This is a genomic window from Pseudomonadota bacterium (assembly GCA_039193195.1).
Lineage (GTDB): Bacteria > Pseudomonadota > Gammaproteobacteria > Steroidobacterales > JBCBZW01 > JBCBZW01.
Genome location: JBCCWS010000001.1, coordinates 463,242 through 488,723, shown reverse-complemented (window position 1 = coordinate 488,723; position 25,482 = coordinate 463,242). Strand labels below are relative to the sequence as shown.

General features: G+C 64.0%; 25 protein-coding genes. 16 read left to right on the top strand and 9 right to left on the bottom strand.

The features are described 5' to 3' along the window. Nucleotides 1–47: 47 nt before the first annotated feature. From metF to gatC, 7 genes are all read right to left on the bottom strand, one after another. Nucleotides 48–938, bottom strand: a complete 891-nt coding sequence (gene metF, locus AAGA68_02105) for a methylenetetrahydrofolate reductase (protein MEM9383827.1) — start codon at nucleotides 936–938, stop codon at nucleotides 48–50. Nucleotides 939–995: 57 nt separating this feature from the next. After that, a complete protein-coding gene (locus AAGA68_02100; GenBank protein MEM9383826.1) occupies nucleotides 996–1,976 on the bottom strand; it encodes a metalloregulator ArsR/SmtB family transcription factor in 981 nt (326 codons plus the stop codon). A 151-nt stretch (nucleotides 1,977–2,127) separates the two neighbouring features. Further along, nucleotides 2,128–3,057, bottom strand: a complete 930-nt coding sequence (locus AAGA68_02095; protein ID MEM9383825.1) for an aminotransferase class IV — start codon at nucleotides 3,055–3,057, stop codon at nucleotides 2,128–2,130. 21 nt (nucleotides 3,058–3,078) lie between these two features. Beyond that, complete coding sequence (locus AAGA68_02090) at nucleotides 3,079–4,056, bottom strand: Hsp33 family molecular chaperone HslO (GenBank protein ID MEM9383824.1); 978 nt, start codon at nucleotides 4,054–4,056, stop codon at nucleotides 3,079–3,081. After that, nucleotides 4,040–5,488: an Asp-tRNA(Asn)/Glu-tRNA(Gln) amidotransferase subunit GatB gene (gatB, locus tag AAGA68_02085; GenBank protein ID MEM9383823.1), complete on the bottom strand. Its 1,449-nt coding sequence runs from the start codon at nucleotides 5,486–5,488 to the stop codon at nucleotides 4,040–4,042. Before gatB ends, AAGA68_02090 begins: the two co-directional genes overlap by 17 nt. Beyond that, nucleotides 5,485–6,951, bottom strand: a complete 1,467-nt coding sequence (gene gatA, locus AAGA68_02080) for an Asp-tRNA(Asn)/Glu-tRNA(Gln) amidotransferase subunit GatA (GenBank protein ID MEM9383822.1) — start codon at nucleotides 6,949–6,951, stop codon at nucleotides 5,485–5,487. Before gatA ends, gatB begins: the two co-directional genes overlap by 4 nt. A 69-nt stretch (nucleotides 6,952–7,020) precedes the next feature. Next, nucleotides 7,021–7,308 (bottom strand): Asp-tRNA(Asn)/Glu-tRNA(Gln) amidotransferase subunit GatC, encoded by a 288-nt coding sequence (gene gatC / locus AAGA68_02075; protein MEM9383821.1) that lies wholly within the window; start codon nucleotides 7,306–7,308, stop codon nucleotides 7,021–7,023. Between the two features lie 115 nt (nucleotides 7,309–7,423). Here gatC and AAGA68_02070 point away from each other — a divergent pair, with 115 nt between their 5' ends. From AAGA68_02070 to lipA, 12 genes are all read left to right on the top strand, one after another. After that, entirely contained in the window at nucleotides 7,424–8,464 is a 1,041-nt protein-coding gene (locus AAGA68_02070) for a rod shape-determining protein (GenBank protein MEM9383820.1), read from the top strand. Between the two features lie 206 nt (nucleotides 8,465–8,670). Next, on the top strand, nucleotides 8,671–9,636 hold the full coding sequence (gene mreC, locus AAGA68_02065) for a rod shape-determining protein MreC (GenBank protein ID MEM9383819.1): 966 nt from the start codon (nucleotides 8,671–8,673) through the stop codon (nucleotides 9,634–9,636). Beyond that, a complete protein-coding gene (gene mreD, locus AAGA68_02060) occupies nucleotides 9,633–10,127 on the top strand; it encodes a rod shape-determining protein MreD (GenBank protein MEM9383818.1) in 495 nt (164 codons plus the stop codon). The genes mreC and mreD overlap by 4 nt, the downstream gene beginning before the upstream one ends. Before the next feature lie 25 nt (nucleotides 10,128–10,152). Beyond that, complete coding sequence (gene mrdA, locus AAGA68_02055) at nucleotides 10,153–12,042, top strand: penicillin-binding protein 2 (protein ID MEM9383817.1); 1,890 nt, start codon at nucleotides 10,153–10,155, stop codon at nucleotides 12,040–12,042. 6 nt (nucleotides 12,043–12,048) lie between these two features. Continuing rightward, nucleotides 12,049–13,197, top strand: coding sequence for a rod shape-determining protein RodA (rodA, locus tag AAGA68_02050; protein MEM9383816.1), 1,149 nt, complete (start codon nucleotides 12,049–12,051; stop codon nucleotides 13,195–13,197). Further along, nucleotides 13,194–14,189, top strand: a complete 996-nt coding sequence (gene mltB / locus AAGA68_02045; protein ID MEM9383815.1) for a lytic murein transglycosylase B — start codon at nucleotides 13,194–13,196, stop codon at nucleotides 14,187–14,189. The genes rodA and mltB overlap by 4 nt, the downstream gene beginning before the upstream one ends. Further along, nucleotides 14,186–15,037, top strand: a complete 852-nt coding sequence (locus AAGA68_02040) for a septal ring lytic transglycosylase RlpA family protein (protein ID MEM9383814.1) — start codon at nucleotides 14,186–14,188, stop codon at nucleotides 15,035–15,037. The genes mltB and AAGA68_02040 overlap by 4 nt, the downstream gene beginning before the upstream one ends. A 97-nt stretch (nucleotides 15,038–15,134) precedes the next feature. Beyond that, nucleotides 15,135–16,268, top strand: coding sequence for a D-alanyl-D-alanine carboxypeptidase family protein (locus AAGA68_02035; GenBank protein ID MEM9383813.1), 1,134 nt, complete (start codon nucleotides 15,135–15,137; stop codon nucleotides 16,266–16,268). 19 nt (nucleotides 16,269–16,287) lie between these two features. After that, nucleotides 16,288–17,172 carry an aminotransferase class IV gene (locus AAGA68_02030; protein ID MEM9383812.1) on the top strand — a complete coding sequence of 295 codons (885 nt, stop codon included), beginning with the start codon at nucleotides 16,288–16,290 and terminating at the stop codon, nucleotides 17,170–17,172. Nucleotides 17,173–17,215: 43 nt separating this feature from the next. Further along, nucleotides 17,216–17,551, top strand: coding sequence for a DUF493 domain-containing protein (locus tag AAGA68_02025; protein MEM9383811.1), 336 nt, complete (start codon nucleotides 17,216–17,218; stop codon nucleotides 17,549–17,551). 32 nt (nucleotides 17,552–17,583) lie between these two features. Beyond that, nucleotides 17,584–18,270 (top strand): lipoyl(octanoyl) transferase LipB, encoded by a 687-nt coding sequence (lipB, locus tag AAGA68_02020; protein MEM9383810.1) that lies wholly within the window; start codon nucleotides 17,584–17,586, stop codon nucleotides 18,268–18,270. A 65-nt stretch (nucleotides 18,271–18,335) separates the two neighbouring features. Next, nucleotides 18,336–19,277, top strand: a complete 942-nt coding sequence (gene lipA, locus AAGA68_02015; protein MEM9383809.1) for a lipoyl synthase — start codon at nucleotides 18,336–18,338, stop codon at nucleotides 19,275–19,277. 34 nt (nucleotides 19,278–19,311) lie between these two features. Here the strand turns inward: lipA and AAGA68_02010 are convergent, their stop codons facing one another. Together AAGA68_02010 and AAGA68_02005 are read right to left on the bottom strand one after the other, a co-directional pair. After that, nucleotides 19,312–20,019, bottom strand: a complete 708-nt coding sequence (locus tag AAGA68_02010; GenBank protein MEM9383808.1) for a DUF2490 domain-containing protein — start codon at nucleotides 20,017–20,019, stop codon at nucleotides 19,312–19,314. A 106-nt stretch (nucleotides 20,020–20,125) separates the two neighbouring features. After that, entirely contained in the window at nucleotides 20,126–22,063 is a 1,938-nt protein-coding gene (locus tag AAGA68_02005) for a hypothetical protein (protein MEM9383807.1), read from the bottom strand. A gap of 197 nt (nucleotides 22,064–22,260) precedes the next feature. On the opposite strand from AAGA68_02005, the gene AAGA68_02000 reads away from it, so the two are divergent. The 4 genes from AAGA68_02000 to AAGA68_01985 are packed head-to-tail and all read left to right on the top strand — an operon-like array spanning nucleotide 22,261 to nucleotide 25,472. Then, nucleotides 22,261–22,548 (top strand): hypothetical protein, encoded by a 288-nt coding sequence (locus AAGA68_02000; GenBank protein ID MEM9383806.1) that lies wholly within the window; start codon nucleotides 22,261–22,263, stop codon nucleotides 22,546–22,548. After that, the gene (locus AAGA68_01995) at nucleotides 22,541–22,906 is read left to right on the top strand and encodes a response regulator (protein ID MEM9383805.1); all 366 of its coding nucleotides are present in this window, start codon (nucleotides 22,541–22,543) and stop codon (nucleotides 22,904–22,906) included. The genes AAGA68_02000 and AAGA68_01995 overlap by 8 nt, the downstream gene beginning before the upstream one ends. Continuing rightward, the gene (locus AAGA68_01990) at nucleotides 22,903–24,957 is read left to right on the top strand and encodes a chemotaxis protein CheA (GenBank protein ID MEM9383804.1); all 2,055 of its coding nucleotides are present in this window, start codon (nucleotides 22,903–22,905) and stop codon (nucleotides 24,955–24,957) included. Before AAGA68_01995 ends, AAGA68_01990 begins: the two co-directional genes overlap by 4 nt. Then, nucleotides 24,954–25,472, top strand: a complete 519-nt coding sequence (locus AAGA68_01985; GenBank protein MEM9383803.1) for a chemotaxis protein CheW — start codon at nucleotides 24,954–24,956, stop codon at nucleotides 25,470–25,472. The genes AAGA68_01990 and AAGA68_01985 overlap by 4 nt, the downstream gene beginning before the upstream one ends. Nucleotides 25,473–25,482: the final 10 nt, after the last annotated feature.

Genomic DNA, 25,482 nt, shown 5'->3' with positions numbered 1-25,482 from the left:
TGGGCGGCCGGCGTGCGGCGTTGGCCGTGCTCGCTAGTGCCTGCCGATCACGCGGCCTTGTGGCTATCGCTCGGAGTCTTTCCGCGCACGCCCAACCAATGGCAGATGGCGTACACGAGCTCGTAGCGGTTGAGCGTGTAGAAGTGGAAGTTCTCCACTCCTCGCTCACGCAGATAATCGACTTGCTCAATCGCAGTGTTAGCCGCGATCAGGCGACGAGTCACGGGATCGTCGTCGAGACCCTCGAAGCGCTGCGCCAGCCAGTCGGGCACGGAGGTGCCGCAGCGATCGGCAAACACCAGCATGCGTGCGTAATTTGTCACGGGCAGCAGACCGGGCACGATCTCCGCCTCGATACCCACCGATGCGCAGCGATCGCGAAAGCGAAGGAAGTGGTCGCAGTCGAAGAAGAACTGGCTGATGGCGCGGGTGGCGCCGGCATCGACCTTGCGCTTGAGGTTCACGAGATCAAACTGTGCGCTCGGTGCGGAGGGATGCACTTCCGGATAGGCCGCCACCGAGACCTCGAAGTCGCCAATACGCTTCAGCCCTTCCACCAGATCAGCGGCGTAAGCGTAGCCACCGGCGTGCGGCGTATAGCTGGTCTGCCCGCCCGGGGGATCTCCGCGCAAAGCGACGATGTGGCGGATGCCCGCATCCCAATACTGGCGGGCGATGTCATCGATCTCCTCCCGCGTGGCATCCACGCAGGTGAGGTGGGCCGCCGGCTCCATGGTGGTCTCTTGCTTGATGCGGGTGACCACCTCGTGGGTGCGGTCGCGCGTCGAGCCGTCAGCGCCGTAGGTAACGGAGACAAAGCTTGGGCTCAAGCGCTCGAGATGCTCCACGGAGCGCCACAGCGTCTCCGCCATCGTCTCGTCTTTCGGCGGGAAAAACTCGAAGGAGACCGCTGGCGCAGGGCGGCTAGACGTTTTCATCGGTAACTCCAAGTCATCTCAGGGGCCCGCAGGCGCGGACTCGTACTGTTGTTGTATTCATGCGGCCACGACCTGCTGGGCTGGGGCACGCTGGGCAACGGTGAGCATCACCGTTAACGATTCGCTGGCGAGTCGCGTGGTGCGCTGATGGGTGAGGCCGGCGCGTCGTAGCCACTCCTCGACGTCGGACTCTCTAACGCCGAATTGCTGCGCGAGGCCCTCGCCATCGAGCGCCTTGGCGGCGTCTGCACTGCTGGCGAAATCGACCACTAGCAGGCAACCGTTTGCCCGTAGCACCCGCGAGGCTTCGGCCACCACCTCCGCCGGCCGCTGCGCTTCGAACAGGATCTGATCCATCGTGACCGTGTCGAAGCTCGCCGCGGCGAAGGGCAGGTTGTACATATCTGCCTGGCGCACCATCGCCTGCCGATCCAAGCCCGACTCGTGCAGCGCGGCCCTCGCCACCTTCAGCATTTCCGGATCCAGATCGATGCCAACGGCGCTCTCCGCGTGGCGCCCGAGCAGCTTCAGGATCCGCCCAGTTCCGGTGCCGATATCGAGCAGCTCCCCCAGGTGGCCATCGCGCATCCCATCGAGTGCGTTCAATACGGCCCTGGCGAATTCGGCAGTGCCAATGCTCGCGTCTAGCAGACGGTGCCAATCCTCCGCGTGAAAACGCAGGTAGCTGGCAGCTGCGCTCGCGCGCTCGGCGCGAATCTCCGCGAGGCGCTCGCGATCTCGAAGCAGCTGCGGGTCGTCGTCCGCGACCATGGCCAAGGCTTGGCGCACCAGCTCAGCGCCGAGGCCGCGGGTGACAGCGCGATAAAGCACCGAATGACGCTCCCGAAAGCGCAGCAGCAGCCCCGCGTGCTGCAACACCTTCAGGTGCCTGGACACCCGCGGCTGACTCTGCCCCAAGATGCGCGTCAATTCGGTGACGCTTAGCTCACCTTGGCTACAAACGGCAAGTAGGCGCAGCCGACTCTCCTCGGCGACCGCCTTCAAGCTCTCGATTGTGTGCGCCAGCGCTTCACCCATGCATACGAGTATGCAGATATCTTTATACTTTGCAAATGACCGGCGTCACGGCGGAGCCTGATCAGCGCCAGGACGCCTTGCCTTCGGCGATGGCGGGAAGCAACAGGGAGGTTCGGGACTCGAGGGCGCGCCGGACGCGGCTCCCATGCCCTCAGGCGCGCTTTCGCACCAGGTGCTGAACGAGCCAGGCCTGGTAGGCCTGCTGGAGCCGCTCGACCACCGGCCCGCGCCTCGGTGTCAGCGATCGCCCGTCGACTTCCGTCACAGGCACAAGACCGGCAAAGGTGCCCGTCACGAAAGCCTCGGCCGCCGAGTACACGTCAGTCAGCGTGAAGTTGCGCTCGCGCACGGTCATGCCCTGCTCTCGCGCTAGGGCGATGACATTCGCCCGCGTGATGCCACCCAAGCAGTAGTCTCCACTCGAAGTCCACAGCTCCCCGTTCGGCTGCACGATGAAGAAATGGGTGCTGTTGCAGGTGGCGACGAAGCCGTGTGGATCGAGCATCAGGGCTTCATCGGCGCCGGCCTTGGCCGCTTGAATGCAGGCGGTGATGCAATTGAGCTTGCTGTGGGAGTTGAGCGCCGGATCCTGCACATCGGGGTAGCCGCGCCGCACGTGCACGGTGGCGAGGCGGATACCCTGCTCCACCGTGCTCGGCAGGGGATTCTTATGCTCGGCGATAATCACCACGGTGGCCTGGCCGATAGTGACACGTGGGTCCTGGTAAGGCGTAGCCTTGATTCCCCGGGTCACCATCAGGCGGATATGTACCCCGTCGTGCATCTCGTTCGCCGCTAGGGTCTGGAACAGACGCGCGGTGAGCTGCTCGCGCGACAGGCCGATGTCCATGTCGATGGCCTTCGCCCCCTGGAACAGACGATCGAGATGCTGATCGAGGAAGGCGATGCCGCCATCGTGCACCCGCAAGCCCTCCCATACGCCGTCGCCTAAGATGAACCCCGAGTCGAACACAGAAACGGTGGCTTGGGCGCGTGGCACGAGTTCGCCGCTGACGTTGATCAGGATCTGCGCATTGCGCGGATCGTCGACATATTCGTGCGTGCCCCTATTGCTGCTCATAGTGCCTACCCTTGAAGCGGTTCAGTGCAGAATGACGTCGCCCGTGCCGCCTGCGGGTCGGTCGTCAACGCGGGAGAACACCTCGAGTACATCTTCCCCGTCGAACGCGTAGGCGCTACCACAGAACTCGCAGGACACGCTCAGGGACCCACTCTCGACGATTTCTGCCTCTACCTCCTCACGCCCCATCATGCGCAGGACGCGCTCGATACGCTCCCGCGAGCACGGACAGCGGAACTTCACGGGTGTGGGATCAAACAAGCGCACATCGTCGCGCGGGAACAGATAGCGCAGAAGCGCCCCATCGCCATGGCGGGTCAGGACGTCGGGCGGCATCACGTCGACCAAACCCTGCAAGCGGTTCCAGTGGTTACCCGCCTCCAACACGCTCGCCTCAGGCGCGTTCTCTTCAAGGGGCATCTTCTGTAGCAACAAGCCTACCACCCGCTGGCGCTGCGCCGACAGCCATAAGCGTGTTGGAAGCTGCTCCGAGTTTGCGAAGTAATCCTCTAGGCAGGTGACGAACGTCGGCTGGTCCAGCGCGACGATGCCTTGGTATCGCTGGCCGTCGGTGGCCTCTATGCTAAGCACGAGACGTCCTTCACCCACGAGATCGCGAAAGCAGCTCACCTCGCGTGCCCTGTCCTCTGCCTGCGCCATTGCGCGCATGGTCAAATCACTTCGACACTGGACCACCAGCATGCGCAAGGGGCCTTCGCCAGTCACCTGCAGCGTCATGCGGCCATCGAATTTGAGCGAGGAGGCGAGCAGGGCGACAGCGCCCATCGCCTGACCGAGCACCTCACGCACGGGAATGCTGTACGGACGAGAGGCCAGGGCAGTCTTCCAACTCGACGTTAGATCGACGAGCTGTCCGCGCACGGGCGTGTCTTCGAACACGAAGCGCCGCACCTTGTCAGGATGGCGCTCGATGCGCTGCGCATCCTCATCCGCCGGATCGTCTCGCGGAGGCGCTGGCGGTTCACCCGTCACTGGCATTGAGCTTGGCCTCGAGCAATTCGTTCACCTGAGCGGGATTTGCCTTACCCTTGCTCGCCTTCATCACCTGACCTACGAAATACCCCAGCAGAGCTTCCTTACCCGCCCTGTACTGCTCGAGCTGCTTAGGGTTGTTGGCGATCGCCTCATCCACCATCGCTTCGATCGCGCCGCTGTCAGTGATCTGCTTCAGACCCTTCGCCTCGATGATCGCATCGGCATCGCCCTCGCCAGCCCACATCGCCTCGAAGATCTGCTTGGCGAGCTTGCCGGAGACCGTCTTGTCGATGACCCGACTCAACAGGCCTGCCAGATGATCGGCCGCCACGCGACTCTCGTCGATCTCCAGAGCTTCCTTGTTCAACGCCCCGGAGAGATCCCCCATCACCCAGTTGGCGGCGAGCTTGGCGTTGTTTTGGCCAACCTTCTCCACCACGGTCTCGAAGTAATCCGCAACCGCTCGGCTGGCGGTGAGCACTTGCGCATCAACGGGGCCGAGGCCGTAGTCCTGCTCGAAGCGAGCGAGCTTGACGTCGGGAAGCTCCGGCAGGCTCGCCCGCACTTCACGGATGTAAGCGTCGTCGATTTCCACCGGCAGCAGATCCGGGTCCGGGAAGTAGCGGTAGTCGTTCGCCTCTTCCTTGCTGCGCATTGCGCGCGTCTCGTCCTTGCCCTCGTCGTAGAGACGAGTCTCCTGCACCACTTGCCCGCCGCCGTCGATCACATCGATCTGCCGCTCCACCTCGTAGTTGATGGCGCGCTCGAGAAAGCGAATTGAATTCAGGTTCTTCAGCTCTGCCCGAGTGCCCAGCGTACGCTCGCCGCGAGGGCGAATGGAGACGTTCGCATCACAGCGCAAAGAGCCTTCCTGCATGTTGCCGTCGCAGATATCCAGATACTGCACGAGCGTGCGCAGCTTTCGCAGGTAGGCCGTCGCTTCCTTCGCGCTGCGCAGGTCTGGCTCGGAGACAATCTCCAACAGCGGCGTGCCGGCGCGGTTGAGGTCAATCCCAGACTGACCATCGAAATCCTCGTGCAAGGACTTACCCGCATCTTCTTCGAGATGCGCACGGGTAATCCCTACGCGCTTGGCGCTGCCGTCGTCGAGGACGATATCCAGATGCCCGCTCCCAACGATCGGGAGCTCGTACTGAGAGATTTGATAGCCCTTTGGTAGATCGGGATAGAAATAGTTCTTGCGCGCGAATACGGACCGATAGGCTACTTCGGCGTCGATCGCCAAGCCCAGACGCACCGCCATCTCTACCGCCTTCGCATTCAGCACTGGCAAGACACCGGGATAGCCCAGATCGATGAGGCTAGCCTGCGTATTAGGATCCGCGCCGTAGGCCGTTGGGGACCCAGAAAATATCTTGCTATTCGTAAGCAGCTGCGCGTGAACCTCGAGGCCGATCACCACTTCCCAGCTCATGAGACCACCCCCTCAGGGGCAAGCTTGTGATGATCCGTGGCCTGCTGGTAGGCGTGAGCGACTCGCAGCATGCGCGCCTCCTCGAAGTGAGGACAGATGATCTGCATCCCCACGGGCAACCCCTCGACCGCACCGCAGGGCACGGACATGCCGGGCAGGCCGGCGAGGCTGACGCCGATGGTGTAGATGTCGTTCAGGTACATGGTGATCGGATCGTCAGTCTTCTCGCCGAGGGGAAAGGCAGGCGTCGGCGAAGTGGGCGCGAGCAAAACGTCCACCTGCTCGAAGGCCTTGGCGAAGTCGCCGCTTATCAGCTGACGCACCTGCTGAGCCTTCAAGTAGTACGCATCATAGTAGCCGGCGGAGAGCGCGTAGGTGCCGGTCATGATGCGCCGCTTGACCTCCTCGCCGAAGCCCTCGCCTCGGCTGCGCGTGTAGAGGTCGAGCAGGTCCTTGGGGTCTTCGCAGCGGTAGCCGTAGCGAACGCCGTCGAAACGCGACAGGTTGGAGGAACACTCGGCGGGCGCCACCACGTAGTAGGCCGGCACCGAGAGATCGACGTGCTCGAGGCTCACCCCGTCCACCACCGCGGCACCGAGTTCACGCAGGGTGGCGACGGCCGCGTCGAGGGGCGCGCGCATCGCGCTGTCGAGCTGATCCCCAAAGAACTCCAAGGGCAGCCCAACCTTGAGGCCGTCCAGGCGCTCGGCGTTGGCGATCGCATCTGCGTAGCCGCCCATCGGCCGATCGACACTCGTGCTGTCGCGCGGATCGAAGCCGCACATCGCCTCGAGCATCAGGGCTGCATCGGCGGCGCTATGTGTGAGCGTGCCGCCCTGATCGAGGCTGGACGCGAACGCGATCATGCCGTAGCGAGGCACCGCGCCGTAGGTGGGTTTGACGCCGGTGATGCCCGTGAGCGCTGCGGGCTGGCGGATCGATCCTCCCGTGTCCGTGCCCGTGGCGACGGGGACCAGGCGCGCGGCCACCGCGGCGGCCGAGCCCCCCGAGCTCCCGCCAGGCACTCGCGCCTCGTCCCAGGGATTAAGCACGGGCCCGAAGTAGCTGTTCTCGTTAGACGAGCCCATCGCGAACTCGTCCATATTGGTCTTGCCGAGCATCACGCAACCGGCGGCGCCGAGCCGTTCGACGACGCTCGCGTCGTAGGGGGCGATGAAGTGCTCCAACATGCGCGAGGCGCAGGTGGTGCGCACATCCCGCGTACAGAAGAGGTCTTTATGAGCGATCGGAATGCCCGTGAGCGGGCCACCTTCGCCAGCGGCGATGCGCGCGTCGGCCGCCTCGGCCTGAGCCACCGCCTGCGCCTCGGTCACGGTAATGAACGCGTTCAGGCGCGGGTTGTGGGTCGCGATTCGCTCAAGGAAATGGCGCGCCAGCTCCACGGCACTCACCTCCCGAGTGCGCAGGGCGGCAGCCAGCTCGGACAGGGATCGATCATGCATGAGGGCGTCTCGGACAGCAGCAGGACAAGACGGTGACCCAGGGCGCCACGTGCGAGCGCTTACGGGCCATCACTCAATGACACGGGGGACCAGGTAGAGGCCCTCCTGCACGCTGCTGGCATTGCGCTGATAGCGTTCGCGATGATCGGTCTCGCTCACCTCGTCCGCGCGCAGGCGCTGGGTACTCGGCACGGGATGCGCCATCGGCTGTACGCCGGCGGTGTCAGCAGACTCCAGTTGCTGGACGAAATCGATGATCCGCGAGAGGTTGTCGACGAAGTCCGGTACCTGCTTCTCGCCTATGGATAGGCGTGCCAGGTGAGCAATCTTTTTGACCTCATCGGGGGTCAGGGACATGGCGCAGTTTCCTCGAAAAAAAGGGATCCGAAGACGCGCAGGATGATACACGCGCCTTGCTCATGGTGACACCCATTGCTATCGTGGCGGGCTTCACCATTGCCATGCGTGAACCATGCTCAAGACTCTGCGCGGTTACTTCTCCAACGACCTTTCCATCGACCTAGGCACCGCCAACACGCTGATCTACGCGCCCGGTGTCGGCATCGTACTCGACGAACCCTCCGTGGTGGCCATCAAAGAGAATGCTGGGCGCGGCGAGAGCGTCTGTGCCGTCGGCACGGAAGCCAAGCTGATGCTTGGCCGCACGCCAGGCAACATCCGGGCGATCCGGCCTATGAAGGACGGGGTGATCGCCGACTTCGTGGTCACCCAGAAGATGCTGCAGTACTTCATCCGTCGCGCCCACGCGAGCCGCCTAATGCGGCCCTCGCCGCGCGTGCTGGTCTGCGTTCCCTACGGTTCCACCCCCGTGGAGCGGCGGGCGATCGAGGATTCCGCCGTCCATGCGGGCGCGCGCAAGGTGCACCTGATCCACGAGCCGATGGCCGCGGCGATTGGCGCCGGCATGCCGGTGCACGAAGCCCGCGGCTCAATGGTGCTCGATGTGGGAGGCGGCACCTCGGAGGTGGCCGTGATCTCGCTCAACGGCATCGTCTACGCGGAATCGGTCCGCATTGGCGGTGACCGCTTCGACGAGGCGATCATGAGCTACGTTCGACGCAACTACGGCATCCTCATCGGGGACGCCACCGCCGAACGCATCAAGCATGAGATCGGCTCGGCGTATCCCGGCCGCGAGGTGCTGGAGATCTCCGTGAAGGGGCGCAACTTGGCCGAAGGTGTACCTCGCTCGTTCACTCTGAACAGCAACGAGATCCTGGAAGCGCTGCAGGAGCCCCTCCAGGGCATCGTCGGGGCGGTGAAGACGGCGCTGGAAAAGACGCCGCCAGAACTGGGTGCTGACGTGGCCGAGCGCGGCATAGTCCTCACCGGCGGTGGCGCCCTGCTACGGGACCTCGACAAGCTGCTACAAGAGGAAACCGGCTTGCCCGTGCTCGTCGCCGAAGACCCGCTCACCTGCGTGGCCAAAGGCGGTGGTCGGGCCCTGGAACTGCTCGATGAGCAAGGGCCGGGCATCTTCAGCCTGGACTAGATCAGACGCCGACGGCCGACTCCCACGCGCACGGGTTTTTGAACTGGCGCACGAATCTGCCATCGCGTGCCCGCGGATTGGACACATAACGTCGTTGTCAGGCGCAATTTGTTGATCTAACACTTGTAACTGTTTGCATTGCCCTGTAAAACGGCGAGAATTGTGGAGTAATTCTTGCAACGCAGGCTGCCGAGCACCACCGAGCTGTGACGTACGACGATCATCAGCCAAACCCTCGCTTTCAACGCGGCAATCTGGGCCTGAGGCTGGTGCTCCTCGGCGCGATGTCCATCTGCCTCATGTGGGCTGATGCGCGCTTCCACCACCTCGATCAGATTCGCCGGGTTCTGTCGGCCGTCGTCTACCCCGTACAACTCGTGGTGGATGCGCCAGCGTCCATGGTCGCGTGGGTGGGCGACAACTTTCGAGACCAGCGCAGCCTTAGGCGCGAGAACGCTGCCCTGCGCCAACGCCAGCAAGAACTCGGCGTCGGTTTGCTACGCCTGTCGGCGCTGGAAGCCGAGAACGCACGCCTTCGAGCATTGATGGACTCGACTGCGCGCATCAGCGATCGTGTGCTCCACGGCGAAATCATGGCCGTGGACATCGACGACCGCTTTCGCCACCGCGTTGTCATCGACCGCGGGCTGCATGCGGGAGCATTCCCCGGCCAAGCGCTGGTCAACGCAGAGGGGATCGTAGGCCAGGTGCTGCGTGCCGACGACATGACCTCAGAGGCGATCTTGATCAGCGACCCCAGCCACGCCATCCCGGTGGCCGTCAACCGCACGGGGCTGCTGACGATCGCCTATGGAACGGGCGACACGGGGCGCCTGAACCTTCCCTTCGTACCCAAGTCAGCAGACATTCGGGAGGGCGACCTGCTCGTTACCTCCGGCCTTGGTGGCAGCTTCCCGGCTAACTACCCGGTGGCTAGGGTCTCGTCCATCGATCACCACGGTGACGAGTCCTTCGCCACTGTCGAGGCAGAGCCCGCCGCACGCCTAAACCAAACTCGCGAGCTCCTGCTCGTGTGGTCGCAGGAGGGTGCGGGCACCAGCGGCAACCCAGCCACCCTCACGGCCGATGCGAGTGCGAGTTCGTCGACGAAGGACGACGCCGACGCCAAGAGCGCAAGCAGCGCACTTACCGCCAGCACTCTGGAGCGATGACCGGCGGCGTCAGCAAGACCGCCACCGGGATCATCGTCGTCTCGGTAATCCTCGCCCTTGCCCTGAGCGTGATGCCACTCCCCCCCGAGATCGAATTGGCACGCCCGCCCTGGCTACCGATGCTCACAGTCTATTGGGTGCTGCGCCGTCCGGAGAGTTTCGGCCTGATTGCTGCCTGGGTGTGCGGCGTTCTGCTCGATGCACTTCAAGGCACCTTCCTCGGTCAGCATGCCCTAGCCCTGATCATCGTGGCTGCCCTCGCACAACGTTTCCGCCTACGTATGCGGGTCTCACCAATCAGCCACCAGACCGCAAGCGTGGCGCTGCTGGCCGCGCTCTACGAGTTTTTGCTCATGTGGGTGGACGGCGTGGCAGGGCAACCTACCGGTGGCTTCGCCCGCTTCACGAGCGCCGCGACCGTGTTGGCTTTGTGGCCCCTACTTGCGCTGGTGAGCAGTACGCGCGTCGCCACCACCGCCACCGACAGCTGAGCGCCTGGCGGCGCCACCCGCACCCATGAGTGCCCAAGACAGACGCAACATAAAGGACACGGATCGGGAGGTGCGTCTGTACGCGACGCGCATGGCCGTCGCCGCCGTGCTCTCGCTGGTCGCCGTCCTCGCCTTGATCGGTCGCCTTACCTTCCTGCAGGTCCTCAACCACGAGCACTACCAGGCGCTCTCAACGGGGAATCGGGTGAAGATCGAGCCGATTCCGCCGACCCGCGGCTTGATCAGCGACCGCAACGGCATCCGCATCGCCGACAACCTGCCGTCCTTCCAGCTGGAGATCACCCCGGAAGACGTTGATGACCTCAACGAGACCCTCGCTCGCCTGGGCCACGTGATCACCCTCTCCGACGGTGACCTGGAGCGCTTCCGAAGGGACTACAAGCGCCATCGGCGCTTCGAGCCGGTACCCCTGAAGTATCAGCTAACGGATGACGAAGTTGCGCAATTCGCCGTCCAGCGCCAGTTCTTCGCGGGCGCCGACGTGCGCGCGCGCCTGGCGCGGCGCTACCCACTCGGCAGCATAGCCGCTCACACGGTGGGCTACGTCGCCAGCCTCAGCCAACGCGATCTGGAACGGTTGGAGTCGGCACGCTACGCAGGCACCACGCACACGGGGCGCACGGGCATCGAGCGCGCGTTGGAAGACACGCTCCAGGGCAGGCCTGGCTATCGCCAGATTCTGGTCAACGCCCAAGGCCGTTCACTGAAGACTCTTAAGAACGACCCGCCGCAGGCGGGCCGGGATATCATGCTGACGCTCGACGTGCGCGTGCAGCGAGCGGCCGCGGCAGCGCTGCAAGGACGCCGTGGCGCGATTGCCGCCGTCTCCCCGCGCGACGGCTCGGTCATCGCCCTCTACTCCAGCCCATCCTTCGATCCCAACTTATTCGGCACAGGACTCTCGCAGGCTCAGTACGACCTGCTCGTGCGCAGCGACGACAAGCCCCTATTCAATCGCGCCTTACAGGGCGCGTACCCGCCGGGATCCACGATCAAGCCGATCCTCGGTTTAGCGGGACTGACCCTGCAAGCCATCGACGGCACGGAGACTCATTGGTGTCCTGGCTACTTCCAACTTCCCGGCGATTCACATCGCTACCGCGACTGGAAGCCTCAGGGCCATGGGCACGTGGATCTGCACGGCGCGATTGAGCAATCCTGCGACGTGTACTTTTACGAGCTTGCAACACGCTTAGGGGTGGACGTGATGCACGACTTCCTCACGAGCTTCGGCCTCGGCTCACGCAGCGGCCTGAACATCGGCAGCGAGCACGCCGGCTTAGTGCCCTCCACCGAATGGAAACGTACGGCGTTCCGTCGGCGAGCGGACCAGGTGTGGTTCCCGGGAGAGACCGTAATCGCGGGCATCGGCCAGGGCTATATGCTCAGCACCCCGCTGCAGCTCGCTCGTGCCACGGCGATCCTCGGCGCCCGCGGCGAGCGCTACGCTCCTCGCATCGTCGAGGCGGTGCGCGGGGAAGAAGATGGCCGCATGCAAACGCAGCCCACGCAGAAGCTGGCTCCTCTGGAGGCGACTGCGGAGGCTTGGCAGGAGGTGCTCCAGGCGATGCAGGGCGTGGTGCACGGTACGCGAGGCTCGGCCCGCGCGGTCGGCCGGTCCAGCCCGTACTTGATGGCAGGTAAGTCTGGCACCGCACAGGTGTTCACCGTGGCCCAGGATGACGAATACAACGAGGAGGAGATCGCCGAGGCCCTGCGCGACCACGCGTGGTTCGTGGCCTTCGCCCCCTTTGAATACCCACAGATCGCCGTGGCCGTGATCGTGGAGAATGGCGGTAGCGGCAGCCGCGTGGCAGCGCCCATCGCGCGTACGGTGATGGACGCTTACCTACTGCCGGCCACGCCAGCCGCCGGCACGGTAGCGGGGAACTAGCGCTCCATGAGCAGCGCCAATCCCCTGTCCACCGGCTATGCCGACGGCTCCGCCAACCCGAGCCGTGCGGGCGCACTGTTCCGTATCTTCCATCTCGATCTGCCTCTGCTGCTAGCCCTCTTTGCCCTCTGCGCCTTGGGCCTGGTTGTGCTCTACAGCGCGAGCGGACAGAGCGAGTACCTGCTAATTCGCCAAGCCGTTCGCCTCGGCCTCGCCTTTATCGCCATGCTGGTGATCGCTCAGATCCCGCCCAACTACCTGCGCATCTGGTCACCCTGGGCGTTTCTGGGTGGAACTGGGCTGCTGGTGGCCGTGCTCTTTCTCGGCGACGAAGGCGGTGGTGCCCAACGCTGGCTCGACCTTGGCTTCATGCGCTTCCAACCCTCGGAGATCATGAAGCTGGCGGTCCCGATGGCGGTCGCCTGGCTGCTGCATCCACGGCCCCTCCCGCCTTCCCTATGGATCATGTTTCTCGCCTTGGCGATGGTGCTGGTTCCGACCGCACTGATCGCACTTCAACCGGATCTTGGAACGGCCCTGCTGATCGCCGTCAGCGGCCTCATCGTGCTCTTTCTCGGCGGTCTGAGTTGGCGCCTGATCACGGTCGGCGGCCTGACCGCAACCGCCGCCGCACCTGCCCTGTGGTTTGTCTACCTGCACGATTATCAGAAAGAACGCGTGCTCACCTTCCTCAACCCGGAGAGCGACCCTCTCGGCAGCGGTTACCACATCATCCAGTCGAAGATTGCAATCGGCTCAGGGGGGGTGTTCGGCAAGGGCTGGACCAACGGCAGTCAGGCCAGCCTGGACTTTCTGCCAGAGCCGTACACGGACTTCATCTTTGCTGTGCTCGGCGAGGAATTCGGGCTGATGGGCGTGCTCACGATGCTCGCCGCTTACGCGCTCGTGATCGGTCGTGGCTTGATGATCGCGGTACAAGCGCAAGACACCTATTCGCGCCTACTCAGCGGCAGCCTCAGCTTCACGTTCTTCGTGTATCTGATCGTCAACACGGGCATGGTGAGTGGCCTGCTGCCGGTGGTCGGCGTGCCCATGCCTCTGGTGAGCTACGGCGGCACCTCCATGGTGACCATCATGGCCGGTTTCGGTATCCTCATGTCCGTGCAGACACACCGGAGGCTGCTCTCGAGGTGAGCAAAGGACTCTCCTGCGCCGCTTGGCTGGCGCTGGTCGCCGTCGCCAACGTGGCCCACGCCCTGGATGTGGCCGATGCCGACGTCGCCGCATTCATCGAGACCACCGCCCGCGAGCGTTCTATCGACAGCGCGTGGCTAACGGAATTACTCGCCGACGCGCAAGTAAAATCGTCGATAGTGAAGGCCATTAGCCGGCCTGCCGAGCGCACCAAGCCCTGGCATGACTACCGCGATCTGTTCGTCCGCGAACCGCGCATCAGTGCCGGTGCGCGCTTCTGGGCCAGCCAGCGCGAGGCTCTCGACGCCACCTCCGAGCGCTACGGGATCCCACCACGCGTGTTCGTGGCCATCCTCGGCATCGAAACCAACTACGGCACCACCCAGGGCGGCTATCGGGTCATCGACGCTCTCAGCACCCTAGCTTTCGCCTACCCACCGCGCGCCAAGTTCTTCCGAAGTGAGCTCACCCGCTTCCTCGAGCTTGCCCACGCGGGTGATCTCGATCCGCACACTGCCATGGGGTCCTACGCTGGCGCGATGGGAGCACCCCAGTTCATGCCGAGCTCGTACATGGCCTACGCGGTCGATGCCAACGAGGACGGCAGCCGAGATCTGTGGCAGAACTGGCCAGACATCATCGCCAGCATCGGTAATTACCTCGACGAGCATGGCTGGCGACCGGGTGAGCCTATCGTCGTGCCAGCCACGCTAACGGCGGGCACCGATCCCGCCTCATTGCCGGCGACCAAACTGGCCCTCTCGCACACGGTGGGCAGCCTGCGTGCCGCGGGCCTGCGCATCGATGAGGCGCTAGCGGATGACGCGAAGGCGGTCTTCATGCGCCTCGATGGTGACGACGGACCCGAATACTGGGTCGGGCTGCGCAACTTCTACGTCATCACCCGTTACAACCATAGCGTGCTCTACGCCATGGCCGTCGTGACGTTGGGCAGGTCGGTGGCTGACAAGCTGGAGCAAGCCGCCCGGTGAGCAGCACCGGCGCACATCGCCGGCGATCTTGGCTGGGCACCATCATCATCGTCGCGCTGGCCATGGCGATCGCCGGCTGCGCCAGCTCAGGTGGCGCAGATAGCAGCAGTAGCTCCAGCAAGGCCTCGCACTCGAGCGCCCGCGTGAATCGCGCTGGCAACGCTCCCTTCTACGAAGTGATGGGACAGCGCTACTACGTGATGATGCAGGCGGCCGACTACCGCGAGCGCGGCGTCGCCTCCTGGTACGGCGCAAAGTTCCACGGTCGGCCGACGGCGAGCGGCGAGATCTACGACATGTACGCGCTGAGCGCGGCGCACAAGACCCTGCCGATCCCGACCTACGTGCGCGTGCGCAACCTCGCCAACGGCCGCGCTATCGTGGTGCGCGTCAACGACCGCGGCCCCTTCGTCAAGAATCGCTTGATCGACCTGAGCTACGAAGCCGCTCGCCGCTTGGAGCTGATCGGCCCGGGCACGGGTCTGGTGGAGGTACAGGTGGTTTCGGCGCCCGCTGCGCCCGCCCCCCGCGCCGATACGCTGCTCGCCACCCCAGCGACGTACGCTGCGCCGCCGCCGGAAGTTATCCCAACGCAGGGGGCGCCGTCCGGGGGCTTCGCCGAGTTCTTCGTACAGGTCGGGGCGTTCTCCGACGCCGCTAACGCCGAGCGCCTGCGCACGCGCCTGCAGGCGCTCGGCTTTGCGAACGTCGTGATCCATCGAGCGCAACCACCGGAACCTGCCTTCCGCGTTCGGGTCGGACCCTTCTCAGACGTCCGCGCCTACGACGAGCTCGTCGAGCGGATGCGACTCGCGAACATTACCGATACATTCCTGACCGGCTACTAGCAAGTGCAGGCTGCTGCGGCGACCTCGCAGCGCCCCGGTCAAGATCTAACCGCCGAGAGGCCCAAGGTTACGCATGCATTCGATGTGCTCCCGATTGGTGTTTTCCTGCCTACTGTCGATCGCTGCTGGTAGCGTGACGGCGCAGCTGCCCTCGCTACCCGTCCCCGCCGCCCCACAGGTCGACGCCCGCAGCTACATCCTCATCGACTTCCAAACGGGCAAGGTGCTGGCCGAACGGGAGGCGGATCTTGTTGTCGATCCCGCCAGCCTAACGAAAATAATGACAGCCTACCTAGTGTTCACCGAGCTGCGCGATGGCCGCCTCACGCTCGATGAAGAGGTGCTTGTGAGCGAGCGTGCCTGGCGCATGGGCGGCTCGAAGATGTTCATCGAGGTGGGCGATCGGGTGCGCGTAGAAGACCTCATTCGCGGGGTCATCGTGCAGTCCGGCAACGACGCCAGCGTGGCCCTGGCCGAGCACATCGCGGGCACGGAGGACGCCTTCGCCCTGCGCATGGAACAGCAGGCCCTGGCCATGGGACTCGTGAACAGCCAGTTTCGCAACGCCACGGGAATGCCCGCCGAGCGCCACCGAGTCACGGCTCGCGATGTGGCCGCCATGTCGAGACGACTGATCGCCGACTTCCCCCAGTACTACCCGCTCTACTCCGAGCGCGAGTTCAAGTTCGGCCCGATCGAGAAACCCCAGCGCAACCGTAACCCCCTGCTCGGGAACTTCGAGGGTGCTGACGGTCTGAAGACCGGCTACACGGCGGCCGCCGGCTACTGCTTGGCAGCCTCCGCCGAACGCGACGGCCAGCGCCTGATCTCCGTGGTGATGGGGACCAAATCGGCGCGGGCACGCGCCAGCGCTAGCCGCGCCTTGCTGAATTACGGATTTCGCTACTACGCCACCCATCGTCTCTACGGCGCAGGCGACACGATCGCCAGCGTGAGGGTGTGGAAGGGCGATGTGGAACAGGTGCCACTCGGTATCGAGCAAGACCTGTGGATTACCATCCCGCGCGGTAGCTACGATCGTCTCCAGGCGAGCACCACGGTCAGTGAGCGTGCCGTCGCGCCCGTAGACGGTGGACAGACGCTCGGCCGCCTGCAGGTGACGCTGGACGGCGAGACGGTGGTCGATACGCCCCTGACCACCTTGACACCGGTGATCCCTGGCAGCTTCGTCAAGCGCACCTGGGACCAGGTGATAATGTGGTTCAACTAGGGCGCTGGGGGCACTGACGATGGCCAATGTACTCGGTATGGCTTACCTCGATGGCGAGCTCCTGCCCGTGGAGGAGGCGCGCATTCCCGTACTCGACCGAGGGTTTCTGTTCGGTGATGCTGTCTACGAAGTCATCGCTGCCTACGACGGGCTGCCGTTTCTCACCGACCGCCACCTGGCGCGGCTGGCACGCAGCCTAGCGTTCATCGCCTGTGCGAACCCCTTCGCGGCTGAGGACTGGGCTGCCTTGCTACACGACGTGCTGTCGGCCAATGCACAGCTCGTGCCTCCTCGGGCTGCCCTGTACGTGCAGGTGACTCGGGGAGACAGCCCAAAGCGCGCGCACACATTCCCCGCCACCGCCGAGCCGCGCACCCTGGTAATGCTGATGGATAGCCCCCCACCTCCCGCTGCAGCACGCGAGGCGGGATTGCACGCAGTAACCCTGGATGACCTGCGCTGGCGCGCCTGCCATATCAAGACCACCTCCTTGCTCGGCAACGTGCTGGCACGCGAGCAGGCCCGAGCGGCCGGTGCCGCCGAAGCACTCCTACACCGCGACGGCCTGGTGAACGAAGGCTCTACGAGCAACGTGCTGGCCTGGATCGATGACACCCTTGTCTCCCCGCCCGACGGCCCCGATATCCTGCCGGGTGTCAGCCGCGACTGGGTGCTGGAGCAGGCAGCCCAGGCTGGCGTACGCTGCGAGAGACGGCCGATTGCCCTGCAGGCTCTGCGCGAAGCAGAGGAGGTCTGGATCACCAGCACAACGCGCGAAGTGCTGCCCGTGACGCGTTTGGATGAGCATTCGATCGGCGACGGCCGGCCCGGTCGTCACTGGCGCGACGCGTGGGACCGCTACCGAGCATCAGTCGCCGCAGGGGGGCCAGAGGATCGCGACTGAGACCAAGTCGCCTAGATGAGTATTCGACGAAAGGAGGAGCGTTATGACCAACCAAAACGGCAACGACACGCCGCCGCGCGTGCTGTCTCAGGCCAATCGCCTGAAGGCGCTGGAGGAGACGCCCCTGGAGTTTCCCGTCAACTTCCCGATTAAAGTCATCGGCCGCGATAGCGAAAGCGCTAGGCCCTTTCGCGACGTGGTGATCGGTATCCTCGATTGCCACTTCGCCGCCGTCGAGCGCGACGGGATCGCCGAGCGCCCCAGCCGCGGCGGCAAGTACACCTCGATCACCGCCACCGTGCGCGCCGAGAGCAAGGATCAGCTAGACGCTGCCTACGCGGCCCTAACGGCCAACGACGAGGTGCTGTGGGCCCTGTGAGCGTCGCCGCCGGCGAGCCTCCCCTCGCTGCGTTGCATCTGTGTCGCGTGGGCCCAATCGCCTACTCGCATGCCCGGGACGCGATGGCGCGGTACACCGGTGAGCGCGGCGGCGTCTCACCGGATGAGGTGTGGCTGGTGGAGCATCCGCCGGTCTTCACGCTCGGCTTGAACGCATCCCATGATCACGTGCGGGTGGCGCGCGAGGACATCCCCGTGGTGCAGACCGATCGCGGCGGCCAAGTGACCTACCACGGGCCGGGTCAGCTGGTGCTTTACCCCCTGCTGGCCTTGCGCCGCTACGGCCTCGGGGCACGCTCGCTCGTGAGCGTGCTCGAACAGAGCGTAGTCAGCTCGCTCGCCCCATTTGGCATCGAAGCAGCGGCGGATCCATCAGCGCCAGGCGTCTACGTGCAGGGACGCAAGATCGCCAGCATTGGCCTGCGCATCCGGCGCGGCTGCAGCTACCACGGCATCGCCCTGAACGTAAATGCAGATCTGAGCCCCTTCGGCCGCATCAACCCCTGCGGGTACCAGGGACTCGAGGTGACTCGGATGATCGACGAGGGTGCCCCCCGCGATCTCACGGTCGCGCGGATGGGCGATCTGGTGAGCGCCGAACTGTTGCGCCGCCTCGCGTACAATACGGGGCAATCGCTGCGCTACGTCGAGCGCGCTCCGACCTGCGCACCCCGTGCCCACGAGGAACACCCCGCATGAGCGACACCCAAACCCCACCCGCGCCGCCGCCGGCTCGGGCGCGACGTCTCGAACCCGGCCGCAAGATGAGCGCCGAGGAGAAGATGGCGCGGATTCCTATCAAGGTGGAGCCGACCACCGAGCGCGTGCGCAAGCCAAGCTGGATTCGCGTGAAGTCGCCCGCCACCACCGCTGTCAGCGATCTGAAGAAGATCCTGCGCGATAGCGCCCTGCACACCGTATGTGAGGAGGCGTCCTGCCCCAACATCGCGGAGTGCTTCGGCAAGGGCACGGCCACGTTCATGATCATGGGGGACATCTGTACCCGCCGCTGCCCTTTCTGCGATGTCGCACACGGACGACCGAAGGCGCTGGACGCTGACGAGCCGGTCAACCTCGCCAACACGATCCGCGACATGGCACTGCGCTACGTGGTCATCACCTCGGTGGATCGCGACGATTTGCGCGACGGGGGTGCCGGCCACTTCGTGGACTGCATTCAGGCCGTTCGCGAGCGCAGCCCGAACACCAAGGTGGAGGTGCTGGTACCGGACTTCCGCGGACGCATGGACCGTGCGCTGGAGATCATGCACCGGGCACCGCCGGACGTGTTCAACCACAACCTCGAGACCGTGCCTCGCCTATACCGCCAGGCGCGCCCGGGCTCTGACTACCAGCATTCACTGAAGCTCATTCGCGAGTTTCACGCCTCTCATCCCACGGTGCCGACGAAATCGGGCCTGATGGTGGGTCTAGGCGAGCAGCGCGAGGAGATTTTCGAAGTGATGCGCGATTTGCGCGCCCACGACTGCGAGATGCTGACGATCGGCCAGTATCTGCAGCCGACGCGACACCATCTTCCCGTGGAGCGTTTCGTGCACCCAGACGAGTTCGCCGAGTACGAACGCGAAGGCTACGCGATGGGCTTCACCCACGTGGCCAGCGGCCCGCTGGTGAGATCCTCGTACCATGCGGATGTGCAGGCGGACCAGGTGCTCGCGGGGCGTGAGGGCCACCCCACAACGTGAGCTGCACGGGCGGCCTCGCCGCCAGGGCCCGGGATCAGCGGAATGCCTGGTGCAGGCTCAGCTGAAGCTGCGGCTTATCGATGCTGCCGCTCGACTGTAGCATCACGCCCCCTTGCACCTTCAGCGTGCTCGTGACGACATAGCCGAGGGCGCCGTAGAGGCGGTTACGGTCGACGCGATCGACACGACGGCCATCGCCGATGTTACGTTCCAAATTGATGAACACCTCGTCGTACAGGGCCAGGTAGTACGCCCCGGGGTTCATCTCGCGCCGATTGAGGGGGATGTCGACGAACAGCGCGTAGCGGAAACGGGTGCGGAAGTCCTGGTCCTCCACGAAGCGCTGCTCCGTGCGCAGGCGATGACGTAGGCGCACTCTCGACCCCACTCGTTGGCGGATCAGGGCCTCTTGGTAGATGCGATGCTCGTGCTGACTCGCATCGCTAGGCCCGAAGGACCCGGAGGTGATACTCGCATACCCGAAGGTGAAGGTAGTGTTGCTGTCCTCCGGAGTGAAGGTGGCGCCGCTGCGCAATAGCAGCTGCTCGAGATCGCCGCCGAGATCCCAGTTACGCCACTGGCCATCGCCTTGCAAGCCAAAGCGTGAGTCCTCGAAACGAACATCGTAAAAGTACATGTACCAGGCGCCGAGTTGATCCTCGTCCACCGCTTGCGCGGATACGAGAGCCGGCATCACCAGCGCGGCACTCATCAACACGGCCGTCAAACAAGCCGGCTTCATCGCAGATCCCCTTCGGTTATCCCGGGCGACGCCCGTGGTGTGGCGGGCTCTCTAGGTGTGACAGCACACCACTCGCCAACGGGTGGGTGGGTGACCACGATAACCTCTAAAATAGGATGTCACTCAAGTCGTCTTCCTTTTCCTCAACGGCAGGTGAGGCATTGTCGTCCGCGGCGTCCGCGGCCGGAGCATCATCGCCCAGCATTAGGGCAAGGCCCTGCGTGATCCGCTCGCTCTGCATCGTGTAGTGCGCGTTGAAGTAGTCTGCCAGGGCACGCACCAGATCCGGCCGCAGGTGAAGGTCGAGCGAGTGTTCGCCCGCGCGGGCCGCCCAAGCGGCACTCGTTGCCGATAAGCTACGCACCGCGCCGTCCAACCTTGAGAACTCCGTGCGCGTTGCGGCAAACCCGGCGTAGATGTTCCGGCAAAATCCGAGCACCTCATCGCTTTGCTCGCCACGCTGCTCAAGCGCCGCCATGAGCGCTGCAGAGCGAGCGCGCAAAGCACCAGCTGAGCGCAGGTCGGCGCCCCCTGCGACGGCAGGGTCGTCCGCCGCGGGCGCTTCGTCAAGGGCCTCCCCATTAGGGTTGTCGGCAACCTCTTGGTCTGTGACCGACGGTTGCGCGTCAGATCTAGCGGCTACGGTTTGCTCGTCCTGGGTCGCGTTCATGCAAAGGGCACGGAGCTCATCGGTTAGTTTGCGCACGAGGCGAATCGCCGTGCCCGCCTCCGTGCTGTTGCTACGCACCTGCTGAGCGATCTGCTCGATCGCTCGCCCCTCAGCGCCCAGGCGGGCCGCGAGCACGACCGCGTTGACGGCAAGGAGGAAGATCGCCTCTCCCACCTGCTCCAAGTCGAGAAGATCCGTGTCCATTTCGGCCAGCGCCGCTCTCAAAGATCTGGTGATCGCCGAGCGTCCGTGAAACACCCTCGCGAGCATTCCCACCTGCACCGCGTAGTTGCGCAGGGTCGAGTCGAGCGTGTGCTCGGCTACCTGCCGCTCGGAACCGCCAAGGGCATTGGCCAGGTCCGAACCGAGCGCATCTACCTGCTCGACGAGTCGACTCAAGGCACTTTCAAGCTGCCGATGCTCTTGAGCCAAGTCTTGCGCCAGAGACTCGGTCTGGTCTCTTACGATACTGACCAACACCGCTTGAGCGACCGATAGTTCGGCGCCGTCCAGCATCCGATCGGCTTCGAAGCCGGGAAGCACCTGCCGCTCACGCAAGGACACCAGCTGCTCGAGGGCATGCTGAACGTGCTCCACGCGCTGGCGAAAGGCATCTTGAAACTGCATGGAGGACACGAGTTCACTCGTGGCGGAGCTGATCGCGCGCTGGCGATCGTGGACGGCACGAAACGCGCGCTCGTGGGCACGCTCATGCGCGCCGATTTGCTCGGCGGAGCGCGCCATGACCACCTCTGACTCCGCCAAGGCGTCGCGCAATTGCTGCTCACCCTCGAAGGCTTGGCGGATGGACCCGCGGAGCTTCGAAGCCTGCCGTTTGACCGTAACCAGCAGATTACCCACTACCTGTCCGCCGCGATCCGCCTCACTACCGATGGCGTCGGCGAACCAGTCGAGGTCGCGGCTCTCCTCATTCAGCGAGCTGCCATGGATCTGCGTGAGAACGCGCAGCACGGGAAACATCTGATAGCAGCGGTCGAGCGACTCGAGCTCCGCACACATCGCCTCCGCCTTGCGCGCGATCTCCTGGAGAGCTGCCCACTCGGAGGATGAGTCTTCTACGCTCGGTTGCACCGCAAACGCATCCCCAGCGAGAGAGGCGACCTGCTCTTCCATGGGGCGCTCGGCTGGCGTAACCAGTTTCTCGACCAATTGGCTCACGTGATGCAGGTCACGCGCAGTTTGCATCGTGCGCTTGCTTGCACCGAGAAAAGTCCTCTCAACGGCAGCAGACACATCCCCCAACGATTTGTTGACACCGGCGAGGTCTTCGAGCGTCAAAGAAGGGGTCATCGCTGAGCCGGCGTACTCCGCTTCGGAATCGGCGACCGTCAATACGCTGGCACTGCTCTGCATGGGAATTAGCTTCGCCCGCTGTGGTAATCGTGAACACCGATCCTAAGGGGCACTACCTAGTGTGCCACCTCGGCGAATTCACGGTTTTTGATCGTACTTGCCGTACCGTCAGGAAAAGCGTGAACCACCCTGAGTTTTTGATTTTTATTAGCTGGCAATCTCATTCGTAAGGTCCGAATTGGTAAGGAGCAGCGAGCATGAAAAGCCTGACAATTTCAGCCATGAGCGCCACTTCATCTCAAGAGCTTTCCGCGACAATAATGTCGGACGGTCTGGACCTCGACCGGGTGGAGCAGATCGACTTCGCCGGCCTGCAACTACTCATCGCAATCTACCTAGAAGGTCGCGATGAGTTCGAGAAACGAGTCCGTGGTTGCCTCTCAGCTAATACAGTTAGAAATCTACTCGAAGAGGGTGGAGCATTCGCCAAGAGCAGCAGCGAGCAACCCGACCTTGCCCCATTGTGGAGTCAGATCTGTGAGTAAACGCATCTTGGCGGTGGACGACAGCGAGTCTATCCGCGACATGGTAAAGCTAACACTCGAAACTGCCGGCTATCAGGTGGTCACCGCCGTGGACGGAGCAGATGGGCTCGACAAAGCAGATGACACGGTGGACATGGTGATCACAGACCTCAACATGCCCAACCTCGATGGCATCGGGCTGATCAAGGGCCTGCGAGCGAAGGCCAGCTTCACTGGGCGCCCCATCGTAATGCTCACCACCGAAAGCCAGGACAGTCGCAAAGCCGAAGGCAAGGCAGCCGGCGCTACCGGTTGGATCGTCAAGCCCTTTAAGAACGAGCAGCTCGTCGCTGTCGTGCGCAAGCTGGTCGGCTCATGAGCGACGCCAGCAGACGCGACCCAAGCGATACCTATCGCGAGGAAGCCGCTGAGCTGTTGACGCGTCTGGAGACCGCCCTGCTGGCGATGCAGGACGGTAATGAAGATGCCGAACTGATCAACGAAGCGTTTCGTGCCCTACACACAATCAAGGGCTCGGGCGGGATGTTCGGCTTCGATGACATCGTCGCTTTCGCCCATCGCTTCGAAACCGCCTTCGATACGGTGCGGACCGGTCAGGTGGCGCTCACCCCCGAGCTGATCGAGATTTCCCTCGAGGCCGGGGATCACATCGCCCACCTACTCGACGGCAGCGCGCAACCCGCCGACGGCGATCCGATCGCAGCCCGCTTGGAAGCCGCGATGGGACCCACAGCCCCCGGCGAAGGTGGCGCACCAGCGGCTCCCGCGGGCGAGGGACGCGGGCGCAACGACGGCAGCGGCGAGATGTGCAACTACCGCATTGTCTTCTACCCGGAAGACAACGCGTTTCGCTACGGCACCAACCCGCTGCTGCTGCTCGAGGAGCTGCGCGAATTGGGCGCCATCGAAGCGTCTTTGCTCTGCGACCGTGTACGGCCTCTAAGCGAACTCGACCCAACGGCCTGCCACCTAGGCTGGGAGATAACCCTCGAGAGCGATGCGGGACGCGAGCGGGTCGAAGATGTGTTCGTGTTTGTGGCCGATAACGCCACCTTGGAGATCACTCTGCTCGAGGCTGCCAGGGAAGACGCAGCCGCCAATAGCTCACCCCCTTCAGCTGCGCCGCCCCCCGATGGTCAACAGCAGGCGAAGGGCGCCAAAGAGAACGCGGCCAAGGCGGAGAAACCAGCCGCTCCCAGCACCTCTAATGGTGCTAGCAAGGGATCGGAGAGTCTTCGCGTATCGGCGGAGAAGCTCGACAGTCTGATGGACCAGGTAGGTGAGTTGGTAATCGCTCAGTCACGCCTCGCTGACATCTCAGATCGCTACGCGGACCCCGCCCTGCGCGCGGTGTCCGAAGACATCGATCGCCTGGTGACGAACCTGCGCGACGACACCCTCGACATTCGCATGGTGCCCATCGGACTCCTGTTCTCGAAGTTCCGCCGCATCACGCGCACCCTGAGCAAGGAGCTCGGCAAGAACATCTCCTTCGAGGTGCTCGGCGAGGAGACGGAAATCGATAAGTACTTCATCGAGCTACTGAACGACCCCTTGGTCCATCTTATCCGCAACTCGATGGACCATGGCCTGGAGTCCCCGCAAGCGCGCGTCGCGGCTGGTAAACCGGAGAAGGGCCGCCTGCAGCTGGCCGCTCGACACGAGGGCGGTGAGGTTCACATCACCATCACCGACGACGGGGCCGGCATCGACCTATCCAAGGTGCGCGAGCGCGCGATCGAGCGCGGCCTACTGACGGAGGACCAGGAAGTTCCCGATACCACCCTGCAGATGATGATCTTCGAACCCGGCTTCTCCACCGCCACCGTGGTCTCCAACGTGTCCGGCCGCGGCGTCGGCATGGACGTGGTTCGACGCACGATCCAAGACCAGCGCGGCAGCATCTTCGTGGAGACCGAGCAGGGTCGTGGCACTCGCATCACCCTGCGCCTGCCCCTAACGCTTGCCATCGTTGAGGGGTTCCACGTGAACGTGAACGGAGGCGCCTTTGTCCTACCGTTGGATGCTATCGAGGAGTGCGTAGACATCAGCGCGCAGGAAGATCTGGCCAGCGAGAGCCGGCGCATGATTACGATCCGCGATGAGTACGTACCCTTCGCACGCATGCATGAGCTGTTCGACTTCCCGTACACGCCTGGGAAGGATCGTCGCGTGGTCGTCGTCCGCGTGGGGCGTGAGCGCCTTGGCTTGGTGGTGGACGAGATCATCGGACAGCGCCAGACGGTGATCAAGCCCATGACGCGCCTCCACCGCCACTGCAGAGGGATCGCGGGGGGCACCATTCTCGGCGACGGGCGCGTCGCCCTGATCGTCGATGTGGGCGCCCTGATCCCGATCGCCAAGACTGGCTCCACTGACCGCAGAAGCAAACCTCGAGGTGCTGCATGAATGACGCAGCCACACCGGCGACAGCGCCGCCCGACGTCATCGTTGAGGAAGAGACCGTCAACACCCTGCTCACCTTCGAGCTCGGTGGCGAGGTGTTCGCAATCAACGTGATGCGCGTGCAGGAGATTCTCGACATCGTCTCTATGACGCCCGTGCCGCACGCCAATAGGTTCGCCCCTGGCGTCATCAATGTGCGTGGCAACGTCGTGCCCGTGATCGACCTACGCTACCGCTTTGGCATGCCGCCTAGGGACCAGGGAAAAAGCACCCGAACGGTGGTCTTCGAAGTGAGAGTGGAGGGAGAGACAACGCGCGTGGCGATGGCCGTAGACGCTGTTTACAACGTCGAACCTGTGCAAGAACTGACCATCGAAGAGCTGCCGGAGAGCGGCAGCAAATGGAACGGAAAACTCATCACGGGCATCGCCCGGATCCGTGAGCGACTGACGATCATCTTGAACCTCGAAAATGTCTTCGACACAAGCGTCGAATCCACCAAGCCGCTGATCGCGTAGGAGATCGCCC

Coding starts and splice junctions, on each gene's coding strand:
- mreD (MEM9383818.1), top strand. CDS start 9,633: ATGACCGGCGGCGTCAGCAAGACCGCCACCGGGATCATCGTCGTCTCG.
- gatC (MEM9383821.1), bottom strand. CDS start 7,308: ATGTCCCTGACCCCCGATGAGGTCAAAAAGATTGCTCACCTGGCACGC.
- lipA (MEM9383809.1), top strand. CDS start 18,336: ATGAGCGCCGAGGAGAAGATGGCGCGGATTCCTATCAAGGTGGAGCCG.
- AAGA68_02005 (MEM9383807.1), bottom strand. CDS start 22,063: ATGCAGAGCAGTGCCAGCGTATTGACGGTCGCCGATTCCGAAGCGGAG.
- metF (MEM9383827.1), bottom strand. CDS start 938: ATGAAAACGTCTAGCCGCCCTGCGCCAGCGGTCTCCTTCGAGTTTTTC.
- AAGA68_01990 (MEM9383804.1), top strand. CDS start 22,903: ATGAGCGACGCCAGCAGACGCGACCCAAGCGATACCTATCGCGAGGAA.
- AAGA68_02070 (MEM9383820.1), top strand. CDS start 7,424: ATGCTCAAGACTCTGCGCGGTTACTTCTCCAACGACCTTTCCATCGAC.
- mrdA (MEM9383817.1), top strand. CDS start 10,153: ATGAGTGCCCAAGACAGACGCAACATAAAGGACACGGATCGGGAGGTG.
- AAGA68_02000 (MEM9383806.1), top strand. CDS start 22,261: ATGAAAAGCCTGACAATTTCAGCCATGAGCGCCACTTCATCTCAAGAG.
- gatB (MEM9383823.1), bottom strand. CDS start 5,488: ATGAGCTGGGAAGTGGTGATCGGCCTCGAGGTTCACGCGCAGCTGCTT.
- gatA (MEM9383822.1), bottom strand. CDS start 6,951: ATGCATGATCGATCCCTGTCCGAGCTGGCTGCCGCCCTGCGCACTCGG.
- AAGA68_02100 (MEM9383826.1), bottom strand. CDS start 1,976: ATGGGTGAAGCGCTGGCGCACACAATCGAGAGCTTGAAGGCGGTCGCC.
- AAGA68_02095 (MEM9383825.1), bottom strand. CDS start 3,057: ATGAGCAGCAATAGGGGCACGCACGAATATGTCGACGATCCGCGCAAT.
- AAGA68_01985 (MEM9383803.1), top strand. CDS start 24,954: ATGAATGACGCAGCCACACCGGCGACAGCGCCGCCCGACGTCATCGTT.
- AAGA68_02025 (MEM9383811.1), top strand. CDS start 17,216: ATGACCAACCAAAACGGCAACGACACGCCGCCGCGCGTGCTGTCTCAG.
- rodA (MEM9383816.1), top strand. CDS start 12,049: ATGAGCAGCGCCAATCCCCTGTCCACCGGCTATGCCGACGGCTCCGCC.
- AAGA68_02010 (MEM9383808.1), bottom strand. CDS start 20,019: ATGAAGCCGGCTTGTTTGACGGCCGTGTTGATGAGTGCCGCGCTGGTG.
- AAGA68_02090 (MEM9383824.1), bottom strand. CDS start 4,056: ATGCCAGTGACGGGTGAACCGCCAGCGCCTCCGCGAGACGATCCGGCG.
- AAGA68_02030 (MEM9383812.1), top strand. CDS start 16,288: ATGGCCAATGTACTCGGTATGGCTTACCTCGATGGCGAGCTCCTGCCC.